The sequence below is a fragment of the Anaerosalibacter sp. Marseille-P3206 genome (assembly GCF_900155565.1).
In the GTDB taxonomy this organism is placed as follows: domain Bacteria; phylum Bacillota; class Clostridia; order Tissierellales; family Sporanaerobacteraceae; genus FUHM01.
Genome location: NZ_FUHM01000002.1, coordinates 1,477,563 through 1,493,054, shown reverse-complemented (window position 1 = coordinate 1,493,054; position 15,492 = coordinate 1,477,563). Strand labels below are relative to the sequence as shown.

General features: G+C 31.6%; 17 protein-coding genes. 6 read left to right on the top strand and 11 right to left on the bottom strand.

Annotated elements, in window-relative coordinates; genetic code table 11:
- Positions 1 to 208 precede the first annotated feature (208 nt).
- The 3 genes from BQ9840_RS08565 to BQ9840_RS12735 form a co-directional block, all read right to left on the bottom strand.
- Positions 209 to 1,459: an FtsW/RodA/SpoVE family cell cycle protein gene (locus tag BQ9840_RS08565; RefSeq protein ID WP_077369388.1), complete on the bottom strand. Its 1,251-nt coding sequence runs from the start codon at positions 1,457 to 1,459 to the stop codon at positions 209 to 211.
- Positions 1,443 to 1,790 (bottom strand): PadR family transcriptional regulator, encoded by a 348-nt coding sequence (locus tag BQ9840_RS08560; RefSeq protein WP_077369387.1) that lies wholly within the window; start codon positions 1,788 to 1,790, stop codon positions 1,443 to 1,445. Before BQ9840_RS08560 ends, BQ9840_RS08565 begins: the two co-directional genes overlap by 17 nt.
- A 171-nt stretch (positions 1,791 to 1,961) precedes the next feature.
- Positions 1,962 to 2,252 (bottom strand): sodium ion-translocating decarboxylase subunit beta, encoded by a 291-nt coding sequence (locus BQ9840_RS12735; RefSeq protein WP_097677472.1) that lies wholly within the window; start codon positions 2,250 to 2,252, stop codon positions 1,962 to 1,964.
- A gap of 158 nt (positions 2,253 to 2,410) precedes the next feature.
- Between BQ9840_RS12735 and BQ9840_RS08550 the strand changes: the two genes are divergently transcribed.
- From BQ9840_RS08550 to BQ9840_RS08540, 3 genes are all read left to right on the top strand, one after another.
- On the top strand, positions 2,411 to 2,746 hold the full coding sequence (locus BQ9840_RS08550) for a cupin domain-containing protein (protein WP_077369386.1): 336 nt from the start codon (positions 2,411 to 2,413) through the stop codon (positions 2,744 to 2,746).
- A gap of 34 nt (positions 2,747 to 2,780) precedes the next feature.
- Positions 2,781 to 2,930 carry a hypothetical protein gene (locus BQ9840_RS12730; protein ID WP_200804904.1) on the top strand — a complete coding sequence of 50 codons (150 nt, stop codon included), beginning with the start codon at positions 2,781 to 2,783 and terminating at the stop codon, positions 2,928 to 2,930.
- Between the two features lie 210 nt (positions 2,931 to 3,140).
- Complete coding sequence (locus BQ9840_RS08540) at positions 3,141 to 3,725, top strand: metal-dependent hydrolase (protein ID WP_077369385.1); 585 nt, start codon at positions 3,141 to 3,143, stop codon at positions 3,723 to 3,725.
- A 55-nt stretch (positions 3,726 to 3,780) separates the two neighbouring features.
- Here BQ9840_RS08540 and BQ9840_RS08535 read toward each other — a convergent pair whose 3' ends face one another.
- The 5 genes from BQ9840_RS08535 to BQ9840_RS08515 all read right to left on the bottom strand — a co-directional run bounded on the left by BQ9840_RS08535 (position 3,781) and on the right by BQ9840_RS08515 (position 9,202).
- Positions 3,781 to 5,382, bottom strand: coding sequence for an ABC transporter substrate-binding protein (locus tag BQ9840_RS08535; protein WP_159436127.1), 1,602 nt, complete (start codon positions 5,380 to 5,382; stop codon positions 3,781 to 3,783).
- A gap of 61 nt (positions 5,383 to 5,443) precedes the next feature.
- Positions 5,444 to 6,403 (bottom strand): oligopeptide/dipeptide ABC transporter ATP-binding protein, encoded by a 960-nt coding sequence (locus tag BQ9840_RS08530; RefSeq protein WP_077369383.1) that lies wholly within the window; start codon positions 6,401 to 6,403, stop codon positions 5,444 to 5,446.
- Entirely contained in the window at positions 6,396 to 7,367 is a 972-nt protein-coding gene (locus tag BQ9840_RS08525) for an ABC transporter ATP-binding protein (RefSeq protein ID WP_077369382.1), read from the bottom strand. Before BQ9840_RS08525 ends, BQ9840_RS08530 begins: the two co-directional genes overlap by 8 nt.
- Before the next feature lie 12 nt (positions 7,368 to 7,379).
- Complete coding sequence (locus BQ9840_RS08520) at positions 7,380 to 8,222, bottom strand: ABC transporter permease (protein WP_077369381.1); 843 nt, start codon at positions 8,220 to 8,222, stop codon at positions 7,380 to 7,382.
- A 14-nt stretch (positions 8,223 to 8,236) separates the two neighbouring features.
- On the bottom strand, positions 8,237 to 9,202 hold the full coding sequence (locus BQ9840_RS08515) for an ABC transporter permease (protein ID WP_077369380.1): 966 nt from the start codon (positions 9,200 to 9,202) through the stop codon (positions 8,237 to 8,239).
- A gap of 287 nt (positions 9,203 to 9,489) precedes the next feature.
- On the opposite strand from BQ9840_RS08515, the gene BQ9840_RS08510 reads away from it, so the two are divergent.
- The 3 genes from BQ9840_RS08510 to nadC are packed head-to-tail and all read left to right on the top strand — an operon-like array spanning position 9,490 to position 11,662.
- Complete coding sequence (locus BQ9840_RS08510) at positions 9,490 to 9,870, top strand: RidA family protein (RefSeq protein WP_077369379.1); 381 nt, start codon at positions 9,490 to 9,492, stop codon at positions 9,868 to 9,870.
- Between the two features lie 29 nt (positions 9,871 to 9,899).
- Positions 9,900 to 10,805 (top strand): quinolinate synthase NadA, encoded by a 906-nt coding sequence (nadA, locus tag BQ9840_RS08505; RefSeq protein ID WP_234978639.1) that lies wholly within the window; start codon positions 9,900 to 9,902, stop codon positions 10,803 to 10,805.
- A 20-nt stretch (positions 10,806 to 10,825) separates the two neighbouring features.
- A complete protein-coding gene (nadC, locus tag BQ9840_RS08500) occupies positions 10,826 to 11,662 on the top strand; it encodes a carboxylating nicotinate-nucleotide diphosphorylase (protein WP_077369377.1) in 837 nt (278 codons plus the stop codon).
- Between the two features lie 26 nt (positions 11,663 to 11,688).
- Here nadC and BQ9840_RS08495 read toward each other — a convergent pair whose 3' ends face one another.
- The 3 genes from BQ9840_RS08495 to BQ9840_RS08485 form a co-directional block, all read right to left on the bottom strand.
- Positions 11,689 to 12,963 (bottom strand): L-cysteine desulfidase family protein, encoded by a 1,275-nt coding sequence (locus BQ9840_RS08495; protein ID WP_234978638.1) that lies wholly within the window; start codon positions 12,961 to 12,963, stop codon positions 11,689 to 11,691.
- Positions 12,964 to 13,180: 217 nt separating this feature from the next.
- Entirely contained in the window at positions 13,181 to 14,944 is a 1,764-nt protein-coding gene (locus BQ9840_RS08490) for a sigma-54 interaction domain-containing protein (RefSeq protein WP_077369376.1), read from the bottom strand.
- An 11-nt stretch (positions 14,945 to 14,955) separates the two neighbouring features.
- Positions 14,956 to 15,465: a hypothetical protein gene (locus BQ9840_RS08485; RefSeq protein ID WP_077369375.1), complete on the bottom strand. Its 510-nt coding sequence runs from the start codon at positions 15,463 to 15,465 to the stop codon at positions 14,956 to 14,958.
- Between the last annotated feature and the right edge of the window lie 27 nt (positions 15,466 to 15,492).

The window sequence follows — 15,492 nt, the reverse complement described above, 5'->3', positions numbered from 1 at the left end:
GAAAGTGAGTCAAGGGACGTCCCCTGACTCACTGACTCACTTGGCAGGTGACTTGACTACTTTACTGTCTACCAAATTAATATTACATCATATAAATAGTATACAATAAATTTTCTCTTTAAGGTATGATAAAGAAAAACATACAAAAAGCGACAAAATTAACCGTCCCCACTGTCGCATTAGCGGGAACGGTTGTCACAGTCACAGATTATCTTTCTAATAATATGTTTTTCCGTCTATATACACTAGATATAATACCTATCATGGCCATATTAGCAATGTTTAGCCTTGAGCCATAGCTGATGAATGGTAAAGAAAATCCTGCTAAAGGTACTAATCCAAAAATCATAAGTATATTATATGAAAATTGAACTATAAATATGGAAGTAAAACTTGCAACAATTAATCTACCATAGGAATTTTTAATACTCTTAGATGTTTTTATTAAGCGTATGAAAAATACTATTATTAGTGATATTATAATTGCTCCTACTATCCAACCTAGGGTATATACAATATATGAAAATACAAAATCTGTGTTCATTTCAGGTAATGTAAATGTTAAATCCTTATCTATATCAAATCCATTCCCAAATAATCCTGCTGATGTAAGAATTTTTTTTAATTGCACATTGATATATCCAGCGCCCTGAGCATCCACTTCTGGATTTAAAAACATCAGTATTCTTTGGGCTCTATAATCTACATTAAAAATACTATATAATCCAGTTGCTATTGTTAAAACAGCTACTCCTAAAATATACTTAATATTTATTCCTGACATTGTGGCTATAACTAATGCTACAACAAAATACATAGCCACTGAAACTAATGATGACCAAGAATTTCTATAAAGTAAAACTGCCATAGGTAATATGAATATTGCTAGATTAATAATTCCTTTTCTTTTTTTCCATTCATCATCAGAAAACATTCCTGACAATGACAATGCATACACTATTGGAGCTATATATGCTATATCAAAACCGGAGTTTATTATTACTCTTATATCAGTTAAAAGTAATATTGTTGTAGCCAAATATATATACTTAGAAAGTGGTTTAAATCTTTGATAGTTGAAAAAATATAATAAAACCATAACTACTATTCCTGCTAACACACCAAAAAGTGATCTTTGAAATAATCCTGAATTTCTTGTATAAATGATAGCCATTCCAATTGTTAAAAATATAAATACTAATGTCAATACACTCCACTCTGGTTTAGGTCTATGTACCTCATTTAGTTTCCTTCCTAAATCCAGTGGATCCCCCATTTGTTTAATTGTCATATCTATTGCTTCTTCTCTGCTAATTCCTTCTTTTTCATGTTCCTCTACTGTGTCAATCAAATGGGTTTCTATTTCTCTTCTAATTTCATTATGGGCTTCCCTAAACTTAACGCATGAACAAACTGTGTCCATATATATATTAACTTTTTGATTATCCAACAAATCCACAGAATTTCACCTCCAATATTCTCTTTACAGCCATTGTATATACTCCCCACTCCTTTTTCTTTTCTTCGATAGCTCTTTTTCCTTTAGGAGTAATACTATAATATTTTCTCTTTCTTTTGCCCTCACCACTTCCCCATTGGGATTCTAATAATCCTTCATCTTCTAATTTGTGAAGCAATGGATAAAGGGTTCCTTCTTTTAGCTCAAAAATCCCTTCAGATTTATTCTCCATTTCCTTTATTATCTCGTATCCGTACATTATTTTTTCTTCTAATAAGCTTAATACCAACATATCTGTACTTCCCTTGATTAACTCACTATTAATTTTCAAAAACTCACCTCCTATACATAGCTACTCGATACATAGGCTATCTATGTATTAAATTATCATTATATTATAATATTGTCAAGGTAACAAAGGAAAATATAAAAGTCAGTCAATAAGTTTATTGACTGACTTTTAACTGACTTCACAAAGTGCAACAGCGAACAATTCTCTGTATTAATAAATATGTCTTTTCTTAGAAATAATTATATAAACAATCCCAACTAAAGTAAGTACTCCAAATATAATCATAGTCAAATATGGATTTAGCCCACTTGTAAGATAAATTGCTGTTGGTCCATCTGCACCACCTATAATCCCTATTGAACTTGCCTTATTTGTGTCAACTTTGAATTTATAAGACAAATACATTGGCAATAAAAAATTAAATCCCGCACTAATAAGAGTTAATATACCAGTTATAATTGTAAGTACAGTAACCACTTTAATTGTTTTTTTGTTTCCCAATTTCCAGTCCCCCTTTAATATTAGTATAGCTTAAATAAAACAATATCAAAAGGGAAAACTAAAATTATATTATTTGTATTTTGTAACTAATGTTACCGATTCTTTGCTAGTTAAATGATATCATGAAATCAACAATAGTTTGAAATGGAGGTTAGAAAATGACAAAGCATAGTATTAAAAATATTGATTTTTCTAAAGTATTGGAAATGGAATCCTTAGTAGAATATCAAGAAGGTCAAGTGATAAGTAGGACTCTTTCTCAAAATAAATCATTAAGTTTAACCTTATTTGCCTTTGATAGTGGTGAAGAAATAAGCTCACATTCCTCAGGAGGAGATGCACTTGTGTATATTCTTGATGGAGAAGCAGAAATAACTATTGGAGAAGAAAATTTCAATCTATCTAAAGGTGAAACAATTGTAATGCCTGCAGGAATTCCTCATGCATTATTTGCAAAAGAAAGATTTAAAATGTTGTTAATTGTAGTATTTTAAGTGACAGGAAATATCCTGTCACTTTAATAATTTTTTGGCTGTAAGATTAATCCCAATAGCTCCTAAAGGTGCTGTAATTAAAATAGACAATACTGCAATAGCCAAAATGATATCTCCTGATTCCACTCCTAAGGACAAAGGAACTGCCCCCATTGCCGCTTGTACAGTTGCTTTAGGTATATAAGAAATAACACAAAACAGCCTTTCTTTGCAGTTGCAATGTCAATAGCCCCCGGCACTAACTTACTAACTTTTGTGCGACAAAAAGAACCGTCCCCGTTGTCTCATAGCGAGTCAGGGGACCGTCCCCTGACTCACATCTCACACTTGAATATATGTTCGAAAGGAATTATAATATAAAAGTCAATAAAATTTCATATAGAAAGGAGCATTTATGACAGGAAAAACACATGTAGCAATAGGGGTTGCAGCAGCATTGACAATATCTTACAATCAGCCAGTGGAAAGTCAGCTAGTCTTAGTAACATCAGCAGCAATTGGATCTTTAATTCCTGATTTGGATCATCCTAAAGGTAAGTTAAATCAAAAATTATTATTAATTAATAATAATTTTTACAGAGCACTATTTTACTTATCTATAAGTAGTATTTTTATGTATTTGTATTATAGAATGGGAAATAAGATTTTTATGCTTTTAAGCCTAGTTAGCTGCCTTGTAGGGATATCAAGCCATAGAAGCTTTACTCATAGTATAATAGGTTTTCTATTGGCTTCTTCCATAATCAAAATGGGTACATTGAAATTTAATTTGCCCTCAATATATACTGGATTTGTTGTCGGGTATGCTCTCCATTTGATAGCTGATTCATTTAATCCCAAAGGAATCAGATTATTTTATCCTATAAAGGCTAATATATCATTTCCTATTACAATTAAAACTAATAGTAAAGCAGAAAAAACAATATTTTTATTATTAAGTATATACTGTATTTGCTTGTTGTTTAATTATTTAAGGTAAGGAAAACAAAACTCCTACAAACATGGTATATTACCAGTTGTAGGAGTTCTTTTATTTATTTATCTAACCAAACATAGGTAAATTCTGATTCAGATGCTTTTTCGCATGCTTCTGTTCCAGGATGACCTTTTACATAAGATTTAACAATTATCTTTGCGCCTTTTTCATTGAAAAATACCATTGGAAGATCTTCTGCAAGTATTTCTTGTATTTCCTTATATTTAGGTGCTCTTTCTTCTTCTGTTGTCAATGCCAAACCTTCAGCTAAAAGTTCATCAACTCTAGGATTACTGTATTCACCTAAATTCATTCCACCATCAGTACCAATACGGCTTCCTATAGCTGATATATCAGGTCCTTGGTAGCCACCTAATATTGTCATTTCGAAATCATGACCAAACCAAACTTTTTCGTCATAAGCTGCATCATCCATTGCATTAACCTTTAAATCTATACCAAATTCTTTGAAATTTGCTTGAACTACTTCTACTACATCTTCAAAACCAGGGAAAGTATCTATTGTTGTAGAGAAGTATATTCCATTTTCATCTGCTTCATATCCTGCTTCTTCTAATAAAGCTTTTGCTTTTTCAATATCTCTCTCAGGAAGCTTAGCTTCTTGGTTCAATGCCCAATCATAAACTGGAGATATAAAATATTCTGCCTTTTGTCCTACACCCTTTAAAGCCTTAGTAAATATTTCATCTCTATCAATACCATACGCTACTGCTTGTCTTACCTTTTTATCTGCAAATTTACCTTCATTATAGTTGAAAAGTAGATAACCTTTATTAGGCCAAAGTTTCTTTTTTACAACATAATCAGGATCATCATCAAATCTATCAGCTTCACTGTTTGGAATACTTCCAGTTTCATCAATTTCTCCATTTAAAAATGATTGAAATGCAGTGTCTTCATCTGGAATTATTGAGAATATAACCTTGTCCAAATATGGCTTATCTCCCCAATAGTCATCATTTCTTTCAACAGTTACGCTTTCTCCCTTTTTATGTTCTACAAATTTAAAAGGACCAGTACCTATAGGATTTTGATTTGCTGGGTTTTCAAGCCAATCAGTTCCTTCGTATATGTGTTTTGGCATTATATATGTACCAAACCATGCAATATAGCCAAGTAAACCAGCATTAGGTGCTTTGATCTTAAATTGTACAGTGTTTTCATCAGGACATACAATTTCTTCTATATCTGAAAGAGATGATGAAGCAAATCCCTTTTCATTTAAAATTTGATCAAAAGTCCATTTAACATCTTCTGAACTAAACTTCTCACCATCATGCCATTTAACATCTTCTTGAAGATGAAATGTCAAAGTTTTTCCATCTTCTGAATACTCCCAATCCTTGGCAAGATCAGGGATTATCTTATCATCGCCATTAATCTTTACAAGCTTATTGAAAACATTTTGGATTACCTTATATGCTCCATCATCAGCTTGAGCACAAGGATTGTAAGTTTGTGGTTCACGAGAAAGACTTGTAATAAATGTTCCTCCTACTTTAGGTTCATTTGATACCTCTGAAGTATTATCAACTTCATCAACCTTATCAACTTCTTGACCTTCATTTTTGTTGCTACATCCTGTAAATAGTCCTAAACATAAGACTATAACAAGAAATAAAGACAATTTCCTTTTCATTTGATTTCCCTCCATTTGTATTATTTATTATATCTAGAGGATTCTAAATTTCCTCTATTTACTACCCTAAATAAAAGCAACTTGCATAATGCCCATCCTCTACCTCAATCATAGGAGGATATGATACTTTGCACTCTTCACATGCTTTGTAACATCTTGGAGCAAAATAACAACCTGGCCCTGTATCTATAGGCGTAGGAGGCTCTCCATTTATTTTAATCACATTGATTTTTTCAAATGGATCTATAGAAGCACAATTTGAAATTAGCACCTTTGTATATGGATGCTTGGGATTTTGTATAATATCATCTGTCATCCCCATTTCAACTATTCTTCCCAAATACATTACTGCAATCATATCTGATATATACCTAGTAGTTGCTATATCATGACTTATAAAAATCATGGATGCATCTTTCTCTTTTGTCATTTTCAAAAGCACATTTAAAATATCTGCACGAACAGACACATCTAGCATCGATACAGGTTCATCAGCAATAATTAGCTTAGGCTTTAAAAGCATAGATCTAATTATGGATATTCTTTGAAGTTGTCCCCCAGAAAGCTCATGAGGATATCTATGGAGATAATCCTTTGCTGGTTTTATTCCTGCATCTTCCATAGCCTTTATACAAATATCTACCCTTTCCTCTTTGGAATTCCCTATATTATGTATCTTCAAAGCAGTAGTTAATATTTTTTGAATATCATTTCTAGGGTCAAAAGTATCAAAAGGGTTTTGAAAAATCATTTGACAATTTCTCCTGAATCTCAAAGGCTCTTTTTTCACTATATGATTAATTGTTTCACCTTCAAATTCAATGGTACCATTTGTTGGTTTCTCAAGTGCCACTAGTAATCTTCCAAGAGTAGATTTACCACATCCTGACTCACCTATTATGCCTAAAATTTTTCCTTTTTCTAGAGTAAAACTTACTCCATCAACAGCTTTTATAGTTTGTTTTTTCTTTTTTTCAACATACCATTTAGTTAAATTGTCTACTCTTATAAGATTAGCCACAATCTACACCTCCAACCAAATGACATGCTACATTCCAGTTGTTGTCAAACTCCATCATCTTAGGTTCCTGATTAAAACATATTTCAGTGGCTTTTTTGCATCTATCAGCAAATATACAACCCCTATGTGAAATACTAAGATCAGGAAGTGTCCCCGGAATTCCCCTTAAGTTCTTTCTTGCTCCTTTAAGAGATGGATAAGAATTTAAAAGTCCTTCAGTATAAGGATGTTTAGGTTTTGTAAGAACATCTCTAACATATCCAGATTCCAGAAGACAACCTGCATACATTACAGCAACTTTTTTACAAGTTGAGGATACTACCGACACATCGTGTGTAATCATTATCCTTGTTAAATGTAATTTTTCTTCAAGCTTCATTATTTCATCAAGTATTTGTCCTTGAGTAACAACATCAAGAGCTGTTGTAGCTTCATCTAATATAAGTAATCTAGGAAAATAAATTAAACTTAGTGCTATGCTAACTCTTTGCATCATTCCACCAGACAACTCATGTGGATATAAATCAAATACTCTCTCTGAAAGATTTACTAGTTCAAATAATTCTAATATTCTTTCCTTTACCTCTCTATCACTTGCTTTTGGCTTATGTACCCTGTATATATCACTCATTTGAAATCCTATTTTATGTACTGGACTTAAAGAATTCATAGATTTTTGAAAGACAACAGCAATATCTTTCCATCTTATTTTTCTCAACTCATCTTCACTAATTTTTAATAAATCAACTCCATCAAATATAATCTCACCTGTAACTTCAGTAATCTTTTCTGGAAGGAGTTGGAGAATTGCCATAGCAAGAGTTGATTTTCCTGAACCAGATTCCCCTACTATTCCAATAGAATCCTGAACCCCTATATCTAGTGAAACATCTTTTACCGCTTTAATATTCTTTCCTTCAACTCTATATTCAACATTCAGGTTTTTTATCTCAAGTAATGACATTTTATCTTCTCCCTATTTTATTTTGTTTAATTTAGGGCTTAGTATATGATTCATTCCCTCTCCAATAAGATAAAAGGAGATTACTGTAAATACAATTGCAAGTCCTGAAAATGTACATATCCACCAACCACGAAGAAGATATCCTTTTCCATGTGCAATTATCTGTCCCCAACTTACAACATTTGGATCCCCCAATCCTATAAAGGATAGACCTGCTTCAGACAATATAGCTGAGGAAACAGACATAGTAGAATCTGCTATAATGGGAAAAATACCATTAGGGATGATATGTTTAAATAATATCCCCATTTCACTTTCCCCAATTGTCTTTGCACTTTTTATAAATGTCCTCTCCCTTAAAGAAATCGCCTGAGCACGCATAAGCCTTGCTGTACCTGTCCAACTAGTTATTCCTATAACAATAATTATATTTGTTAAACTACTACCATAAATTGCAACAACTATTAGTATTAAAAAGAAGGTTGGCAACATCAAAAACATATTTATTATCTCTGAAATTACTTTATCTACTTTTCCTCCCATATAACCTGCAACTCCACCTATTAGTGTTCCTATAACAGAGGATATAGCTGCTGCTATTATTCCTATTTTGAGGGATGTCCTAGAACCATAAACAACCATACTAAATACGTCTCTCCCAAGACCATCCGTTCCAAATATATATTTAGATGAAGGCTTTGCAATCATCTCGTCATTTAAAACATATGGATCATGAGTAGCAATTAATGGTGCAAAAATTGCTATTCCAATCAATATCATAAGAAGAATTATTCCAACTTTAAGTTCCTTAATAGAATTAATTGCTTTAAGTATCTTTTGGGAACTCTCTATCATATATAAACAACTCCTTATTCAAGTCTAATCCTTGGATCCACTAATGCATACACAATATCAGTAATTATCATAACTATACAAATAGATATGGATATTGTTAAATATATTCCTGTTAACAATGGATAGTCTCTTTTCATTATGGCATCCATTATAAGTCTTCCCATACCAGGCCATGCAAAAACTATTTCAATAAGTGCCACTCCACTAATTGTAAATGCTAAAGACAAACTAAACATTGTGATAGTTGGAATTATGGCATTTCTTAACACATATTTGTTAAATATTTGACTTTCCTTCATACCAGTAGCCCTCAAAGTCATAATAAAATCTTCTGACATAGTCTGCAAAACAGAAGATCTTGAAATTCTAAAATATAATGGAATCTGAATTATAGTGAGGGTAGACACAGGTAAGATCATATGCTTTATAACATCCAAAACGTGTGCAAATCCCTGATTTTCCATCCTCAAATCATACATTCCAGCTGTTGGCAAAATCTTAAGAGTAGAAGAAAATATGAGGATAAAAATCAATCCTAACCAAAACCCAGGAGTAGCATCTATAAAATAAGAAATCCCACACATGACTCTATCAAATATTGTACCTACCTTTCTTGCAGCATAAACTCCAAGAAAAGTTCCAACTACAACTGCCAATATAGAGGATGTGAGAGTAAGCAAAATTGTAGGAAATACCTTTTCCTTAATTAACTTTGTTACAGGCTCATTGCTCATATATGAATGGCCAAGGTCCCCTTTCAATATGTTTTTTACATAATTAACAAATTGAACTGGAATCGGCTTGTCCAACCCATACTTAATTGTTAGATGTTCTATAAGCTCTGGATTGGGATTATCTGTTCCTGCAAGAACCTTCATAGGATTACCAGGAGCATATCTAATAATAAAAAAAGTTATGCAAAAGGAAAATATTATAGTCAAAATCCCAGTAGCAATACGTTTTCCTATGTAACCTTTCACTCCAATACCTCCTTGTGCCTTATCACATAATAATTATCCTAGACTAGCAATAATCTTTTAATTCTTTATTTATCAAGCCTTAAATAGTATAACATTCAGTTTATAATATGTTAAATTGAGTTTATCTATGCTTTTTAGTAAATAATAGATATAATCTATTGTTTATTAAACTGAGTCAGGGGGCTGTTCACCGTCCCCGCCGTCTCAAGTTAATCACCTGTATTGACAGGTGTATATACAGCTGTTATAATAATTTCAAACACAAATTTCTTAAAGGGGGACTTACAATGTCTGACAATTTCAAAAGTATTTCTACAAAAAATGCTCCATCACCTGCAGGGCCTTATTCTCAAGGTATTATAACTGATAATTATGTTTTTACAGCTGGACAACGTCCACAAGATCCTGTTACTGGAGAAATAAAAAAAGATATAAAAGATCAAACTCGCCAAGTAATCAAAAATATTGAATCAATTTTAAAAGAAGCTGGTTGCTCATTAAAGGATGTTGTTAGAACAACTGTATACTTATCTGATATTAAATATTTTGATGAAATGAACTCTGTATATAGAGAGATGTTTAGCGAACCATTTCCAACTAGAACTACTATAGGTGTTCAATTAAGAGGTATTGATGTAGAAATAGAGGCAATTGCATTAAAAAAATAATTTTTAATAAATCATAGGAAGTGTTAATGATGATAAACTGCAAAGAAGAAATTCTTAAAATGAAAGAGGAGAAAAACGCAACTATATTAGCTCATTATTATGTGAGAGATGAAATACAAGAATTAGCTGACTATGTAGGTGATTCTTATTATTTAAGTAAAATAGGACTTAAACTTGATGCGGAAATAATTGTATTTTGTGGTGTAAGTTTTATGGCTGAATGTGCTAAAATACTTTCTCCTCATAAGAAAGTATTACTACCAAATCTAGAAGCAAAATGTCATATGGTTGAATTAGCTTCAAAAGAAGATTTGCTAAATTTGAAAGAAAAACACAAAACCGCCAAAGTTGTAAGCTATGTAAATTCATCTACAGATATAAAAGCAATATCTGATGCCTGTTGTACATCTTCTAATGCCTACAATATTGTTAAAAACATTGATGCAGATGAAATAATATTTGTGCCTGACAAAAATTTGGGAAGTCATATTCAAAAAATGTTGCCTGAAAAAAATATAATATTATGGGATGGCTATTGCTGTGTACATGATGATATCAGTTCAGAATCAGTTTTAAATTATAAGGAAAAACTTGATACAGAAATAAAAATATTAGTCCATCCTGAATGCAATTTAGAAGTTAGAAAATTAGCTGATTTTGTCGGAAGCACAGGTCAAATGATTGACTATGTAGGAAAATGTGATTCTAATGATTTCTTGGTTTTAACTGAAAGTGGAATATTGTATGAGTTAAAAAATAGGTATCCAGATAAAGTATTTCACAACTTAGATACCATCTGTAATCCTATGAAATGTATAACTCTAGAGGATTTATATAATTCTTTATTATTTGAAAAAAACGAAATATTTCTTGAGGAATCCTTAAGAATTAAAGCAAATAATGCACTTTTAAAAATGCTAGAATTAGGTAAATAATAGATTAGAAAGGATATATTATGAATTGGATAATCGTTGATGATATTATCAAAAAAGCACTAGAAGAAGATTGCACTTTTAAAGATATTACCACTTCTTCTATTGTAAAATATAATAGTAATTGTCAAGTTGAGTTGATTGATAAAGAAAATGGTATAATAGCAGGATTAGAAGTATTTGAAAGAGTTTTTAATATACTTGGTGGAGTTAATATTAGTTTTAATAAAAAAGATGGAGATTATGTAAATGTAGGTGAAGTTATTGGGACTATCAAAGGTAATGCTCATAATATTTTAGTTGGAGAAAGAGTTGCTCTAAATTTCTTGCAGAGAATGAGTGGAATTGCTACAACTACATACAAGGCTGTTAATTTAATCGTAGGAACGAAAGCAAAAATATTAGATACTAGGAAAACAACTCCTAATTTAAGAATCCTTGAAAAATACGCTGTTACTGTTGGCGGAGGATACAATCACAGATTTAATCTATCTGATGGTGTCCTAATAAAAGATAATCACATAGATGCCGCTGGTGGAATAACTGAAGCTATTAAAAGGGTAAAAAACAATATTCCCTTTGGTAGAAAAATTGAAGTTGAAGCTGAAAATTTAGAACAAGTAAAAGAAGCATTAGAAGCTGGTGCTGATATTATTATGTTAGATAATATGAATATTGATATGATGGAAAAAGCAGTTAAGTTAGTGGATAAGAGATGTGCAACTGAGGCCTCTGGTAATATTAGCTTAGACAATATAAACTCCATAGCAAATACTGGAGTCGATTTTATTTCATTGGGTATGCTTACACATACAATTAAGTCTCTAGATATCAGTATGAAAAACTTAATTTGGATATAAATATTTAAGGTGACAGGATTTCCCTGTCACCTTATTATATCTATTATTACTGAGTCTGTTGCGGCTAATCCATCTCTACATAATATACCTAAGTTTCTTATGGTATCTTCTATTGTTTCGCCAATAATTCCTGTATTTGAACGAACAATAACATTTTCTATTGCCAAATAAGCTGCTATAACGGCTTCTCCAGCTGAAGTAGAAAGCTTCAATGAACAAGTTTCTTTTGCCCCATCACATATCATTCCAGTTAAATTTGACAACATATTTTGACATGCTCCTTGGATTTGTTCATCATTTCCACCTAATAGCCAAGTTATTCCTGCACTTGCCCCTATTCCAGCTGCTATAGCACAACCACACATAGATGACAATTTTCCTGTATATATCTTTACATATTTATTAATTACATGAGCAAAGAACACAGCTCTCATTAGTCTTTCTTTTTCAATGCCTTTTTCTTCTGCCACTACTGTAATAGGCAATACTACTCCCAATCCTTGATTTCCACTGCCACCACTAGTCATTATTGGACAATCTCCGCCACCCATTCTAATATCTGCGGAAGCTGCTGTTAATACCCTAGCTCGTGTTGGAGCATCATTGCATAGTATTCCCTTATCTTGTAATCTCTTTAATGTAGCACCTGCTTTTAGACCTTTGTCCCAATTTAAACCTGTTTCTGCAGCATTCTTGTTCATCTTTATTCCATCTTCTATAAAATCCAACTCTTCTATAGGTATAGTTTCACATATCTCTCTAATCTCAACAAAACTCAATTTCTTTAAAAAATCTGATGATACTTTATCTTTACTTTCTGTTTTGTTTTCAAATACAGTTTCTCCATTAACTTTCACTGTTTCAATATGAGTATGGCAATTTTTAAGTACCGCTTCTATCTCATCATCACTCTTTACTGTTATTCTTACAAATACATCTGGTACATCCTCAACATAATTTACCTTTACCTTTTCTTCTTTTAACATTTCATGAGCTGCATCTACTATTTTTTTATCTATTTTCCTTAAAACCATAAGCCCATCTTCTTTGTCTCCACCTAGTACACCCAATGCAGCTGCTAAATCTAGTCCCCATTCATCAGTATTTGGAATCATAACTGATTTTCCATTTTTGTATATATTTTTGCTAACTTCTATATTTATATACTCTATATTTCCTCTTATATACTCTCTTGTTGCTGCTCCTGCATAAGCTACAGCCACTGGTTCAGTACATCCTAAAGCAGGAACAGCATCTTGCTTTACCATGTTTATTAAATCCTTCATCATATTAGTTTCCACATGCAACACCTTCCTAATTAAAACTTTTACTTATATAGTGTTGCAATAATTATGCCAATTTTGTATTGCCCTATAGGCATGCATTTAACTAACTTTTATTTTTTTGCAAAAAAATAATTCGCATTTATGCGAATTATTTGTGGGAATTAAAACTTCCCTATAATCGGCTATTTTATCATTACTAATGATTTTTCTCATATTTGCAAATTATTTCTCATTATTGCAAATTATATTTATTCAACTTTCTATACAGTGTAGATAGATTAATTCCCAATATAGAAGAAATTTTTTCCTTATCCTCAGTGGTATTTCCATAAGTCCTTAAATAAGATTCCAGTACCCTTTTTTCATAATTATCCATAATATCCTTTAAACTTTCATTATTATTTATTTTATCTCCGCTATCTATAAATTGCTTTTTTAAATTATAAGGTAAATTTTCAAATTTAATTTCCTTCCCTTTCACCACATTAACCAAATATTCTACTACATTTTCCAATTCTCTTACGTTTCCCGGCCAGCTATATCTGTTGAAAGCTTCTTCTACTTCTTTGGAGAAATATTTCAAATCCCTTCCCAATCTTATACAATATTTTTCAATTAGATATTGACTCAACAAATCTATATCTTCTATTCTCTCTCTTAAAGGAGGTATGCGAATAGGTATTACATTCAATCTATAATATAAATCTTCCCTAAATCCTCCCTCTGATATCATCTTTTCTAAATCCCTATTGGTAGCAGCTATAAGCCTAAAATCTATAGGTATAAGCTCTTTGCCACCTACTCTCATAAATGCTTCATCTTGGAGTACTCTCAATATTTTGGGTTGCAAATGTATAGGCAAATCTCCTATTTCATCTAAAAATAAAGTTCCCCCATTAGCTAATTCAAATTTTCCCATTTGTCCTTCTGCTTTTGCCCCTGTAAAAGCTCCACCTTCATATCCAAATAATTCGCTTTCTAATAGATTGTCTGGTATTGAAGCACAATTTATAGCTACAAAAGGGCAATTCTTTCTATTGCTTGAATTGTGTATTGCTCTAGCAAATAATTCTTTTCCCGTTCCACTTTCTCCTCTCAATAGCACACTAGACTTACTCATTGCAACCTTTTCAGATACTTCTTTCACTTCCATTATTTTAGGACTATCTCCAATTATGTGCTCAAAGGTAATATTGTTTTGTCCTTCAATAAGCTTATATGCATTTCTTATCATATTTGAAGTCTTATGAATTTCAATTATATTGCTTACATTTTTCTCTTGTATCATTACTGGAATTGTCTTTATGATGAAGCTTTTTCTCTTATTATCAACAGTTAATTTTACTTCAACAGATACTTGTTTACTTAAGTCAGTACTCAAATCTGGAATTATTGCAAATATTGATTCATTAACCAAAGAATTGCCATCGATTTTTAAATAATCTTCCGCTTTGGAATTAACAAATTTTATTTTGCCTTGATTATCAGTACAGATAATTCCATTTCCTAATCCATTTATTATCATCTTAGTCTCTTCCGTTTGTATGGTAAGTTCGGTTATGGTCTTTGTGTATTTTAGATTGCCAGCTAATAGATCTCCCAATTTATTTAAAAATATTATAAGTGAATCATAATCCTTTTGGAGTGTCATTTTTTGTTCCATATTGAAAGCTATAAGCCCTATTACACCAAGTAGTTCTCCATTGCTTATTATAGGATAACCAATGGTTGCCATTTCTGCACAGCTACCTCTCAAACTACATCCAATACATTTTTGGCTAATATTTGGATTGTCTATAAACTCTGGTTTCTTCTTTTTGGCAATAGATTCAAAGGAACAATTTTTAGGTATTTTTTGGCCTATTAAATTTATATACTCTCCTGTAGCCGCTACTCTATTTAGCCCAGCATCTACAATGGTCACATCAACATTTAAAACTGCAGAAATGGCCTCTGCTACTTCTTGTGCTGAACTTTGAATACTAAATAAATCCATAATATCTCCCCTTAATAAAACCATTTTGTTGGCAACAAAAATGTCCAAGGCGCTGTAACAATTGCAAGTGTAAGTGCTATTTTGAATCTCAAAGCCTGATCTTCAATTACATCTTTAAAAGAGTGTTTGTAATTAAATAAAAATATTAATATAGCTGATACCACTACTGCTCCTAATATTATTATAACTGCTAGAGGCTCACTAAAAGGATCATAACTAATTGCTGATGTCAATTCATAAGACAAACCTAAACTATCTCCTAATATTCCTAGCACAAATAATATTCCACCACCTATAATATCTGCTAAAAACCCAAATCCCCAAACTTTTATTATACTTCTCTTGTAATAGGATTTTAGATCAAATCCTAAATTTACTAATTTAAACACAGAAAAACAAACTATTATTACCAATGAATCAATAATAAAATTACCTGCAAGCGTTATAAATACTACTGGTGGAAAAAATAATAAAAACCATATTGGAAATATTAAATTATATAATGTTGTAGTCTTTTTCATGTTTTCATCTCCTTTAGATTACGACTA

Bases quoted from the DNA above. Each gene is read 5' to 3' on its own strand.
- BQ9840_RS08485 (WP_077369375.1), bottom strand. From the start codon at position 15,465: ATGAAAAAGACTACAACATTATATAATTTAATATTTCCAATATGGTTT.
- nadC (WP_077369377.1), top strand. From the start codon at position 10,826: ATGAATTGGATAATCGTTGATGATATTATCAAAAAAGCACTAGAAGAA.
- nadA (WP_234978639.1), top strand. From the start codon at position 9,900: ATGATAAACTGCAAAGAAGAAATTCTTAAAATGAAAGAGGAGAAAAAC.
- BQ9840_RS08525 (WP_077369382.1), bottom strand. From the start codon at position 7,367: ATGTCATTACTTGAGATAAAAAACCTGAATGTTGAATATAGAGTTGAA.
- BQ9840_RS08535 (WP_159436127.1), bottom strand. From the start codon at position 5,382: ATGAAAAGGAAATTGTCTTTATTTCTTGTTATAGTCTTATGTTTAGGA.
- BQ9840_RS08540 (WP_077369385.1), top strand. From the start codon at position 3,141: ATGACAGGAAAAACACATGTAGCAATAGGGGTTGCAGCAGCATTGACA.
- BQ9840_RS08520 (WP_077369381.1), bottom strand. From the start codon at position 8,222: ATGATAGAGAGTTCCCAAAAGATACTTAAAGCAATTAATTCTATTAAG.
- BQ9840_RS08490 (WP_077369376.1), bottom strand. From the start codon at position 14,944: ATGGATTTATTTAGTATTCAAAGTTCAGCACAAGAAGTAGCAGAGGCC.
- BQ9840_RS08550 (WP_077369386.1), top strand. From the start codon at position 2,411: ATGACAAAGCATAGTATTAAAAATATTGATTTTTCTAAAGTATTGGAA.
- BQ9840_RS08510 (WP_077369379.1), top strand. From the start codon at position 9,490: ATGTCTGACAATTTCAAAAGTATTTCTACAAAAAATGCTCCATCACCT.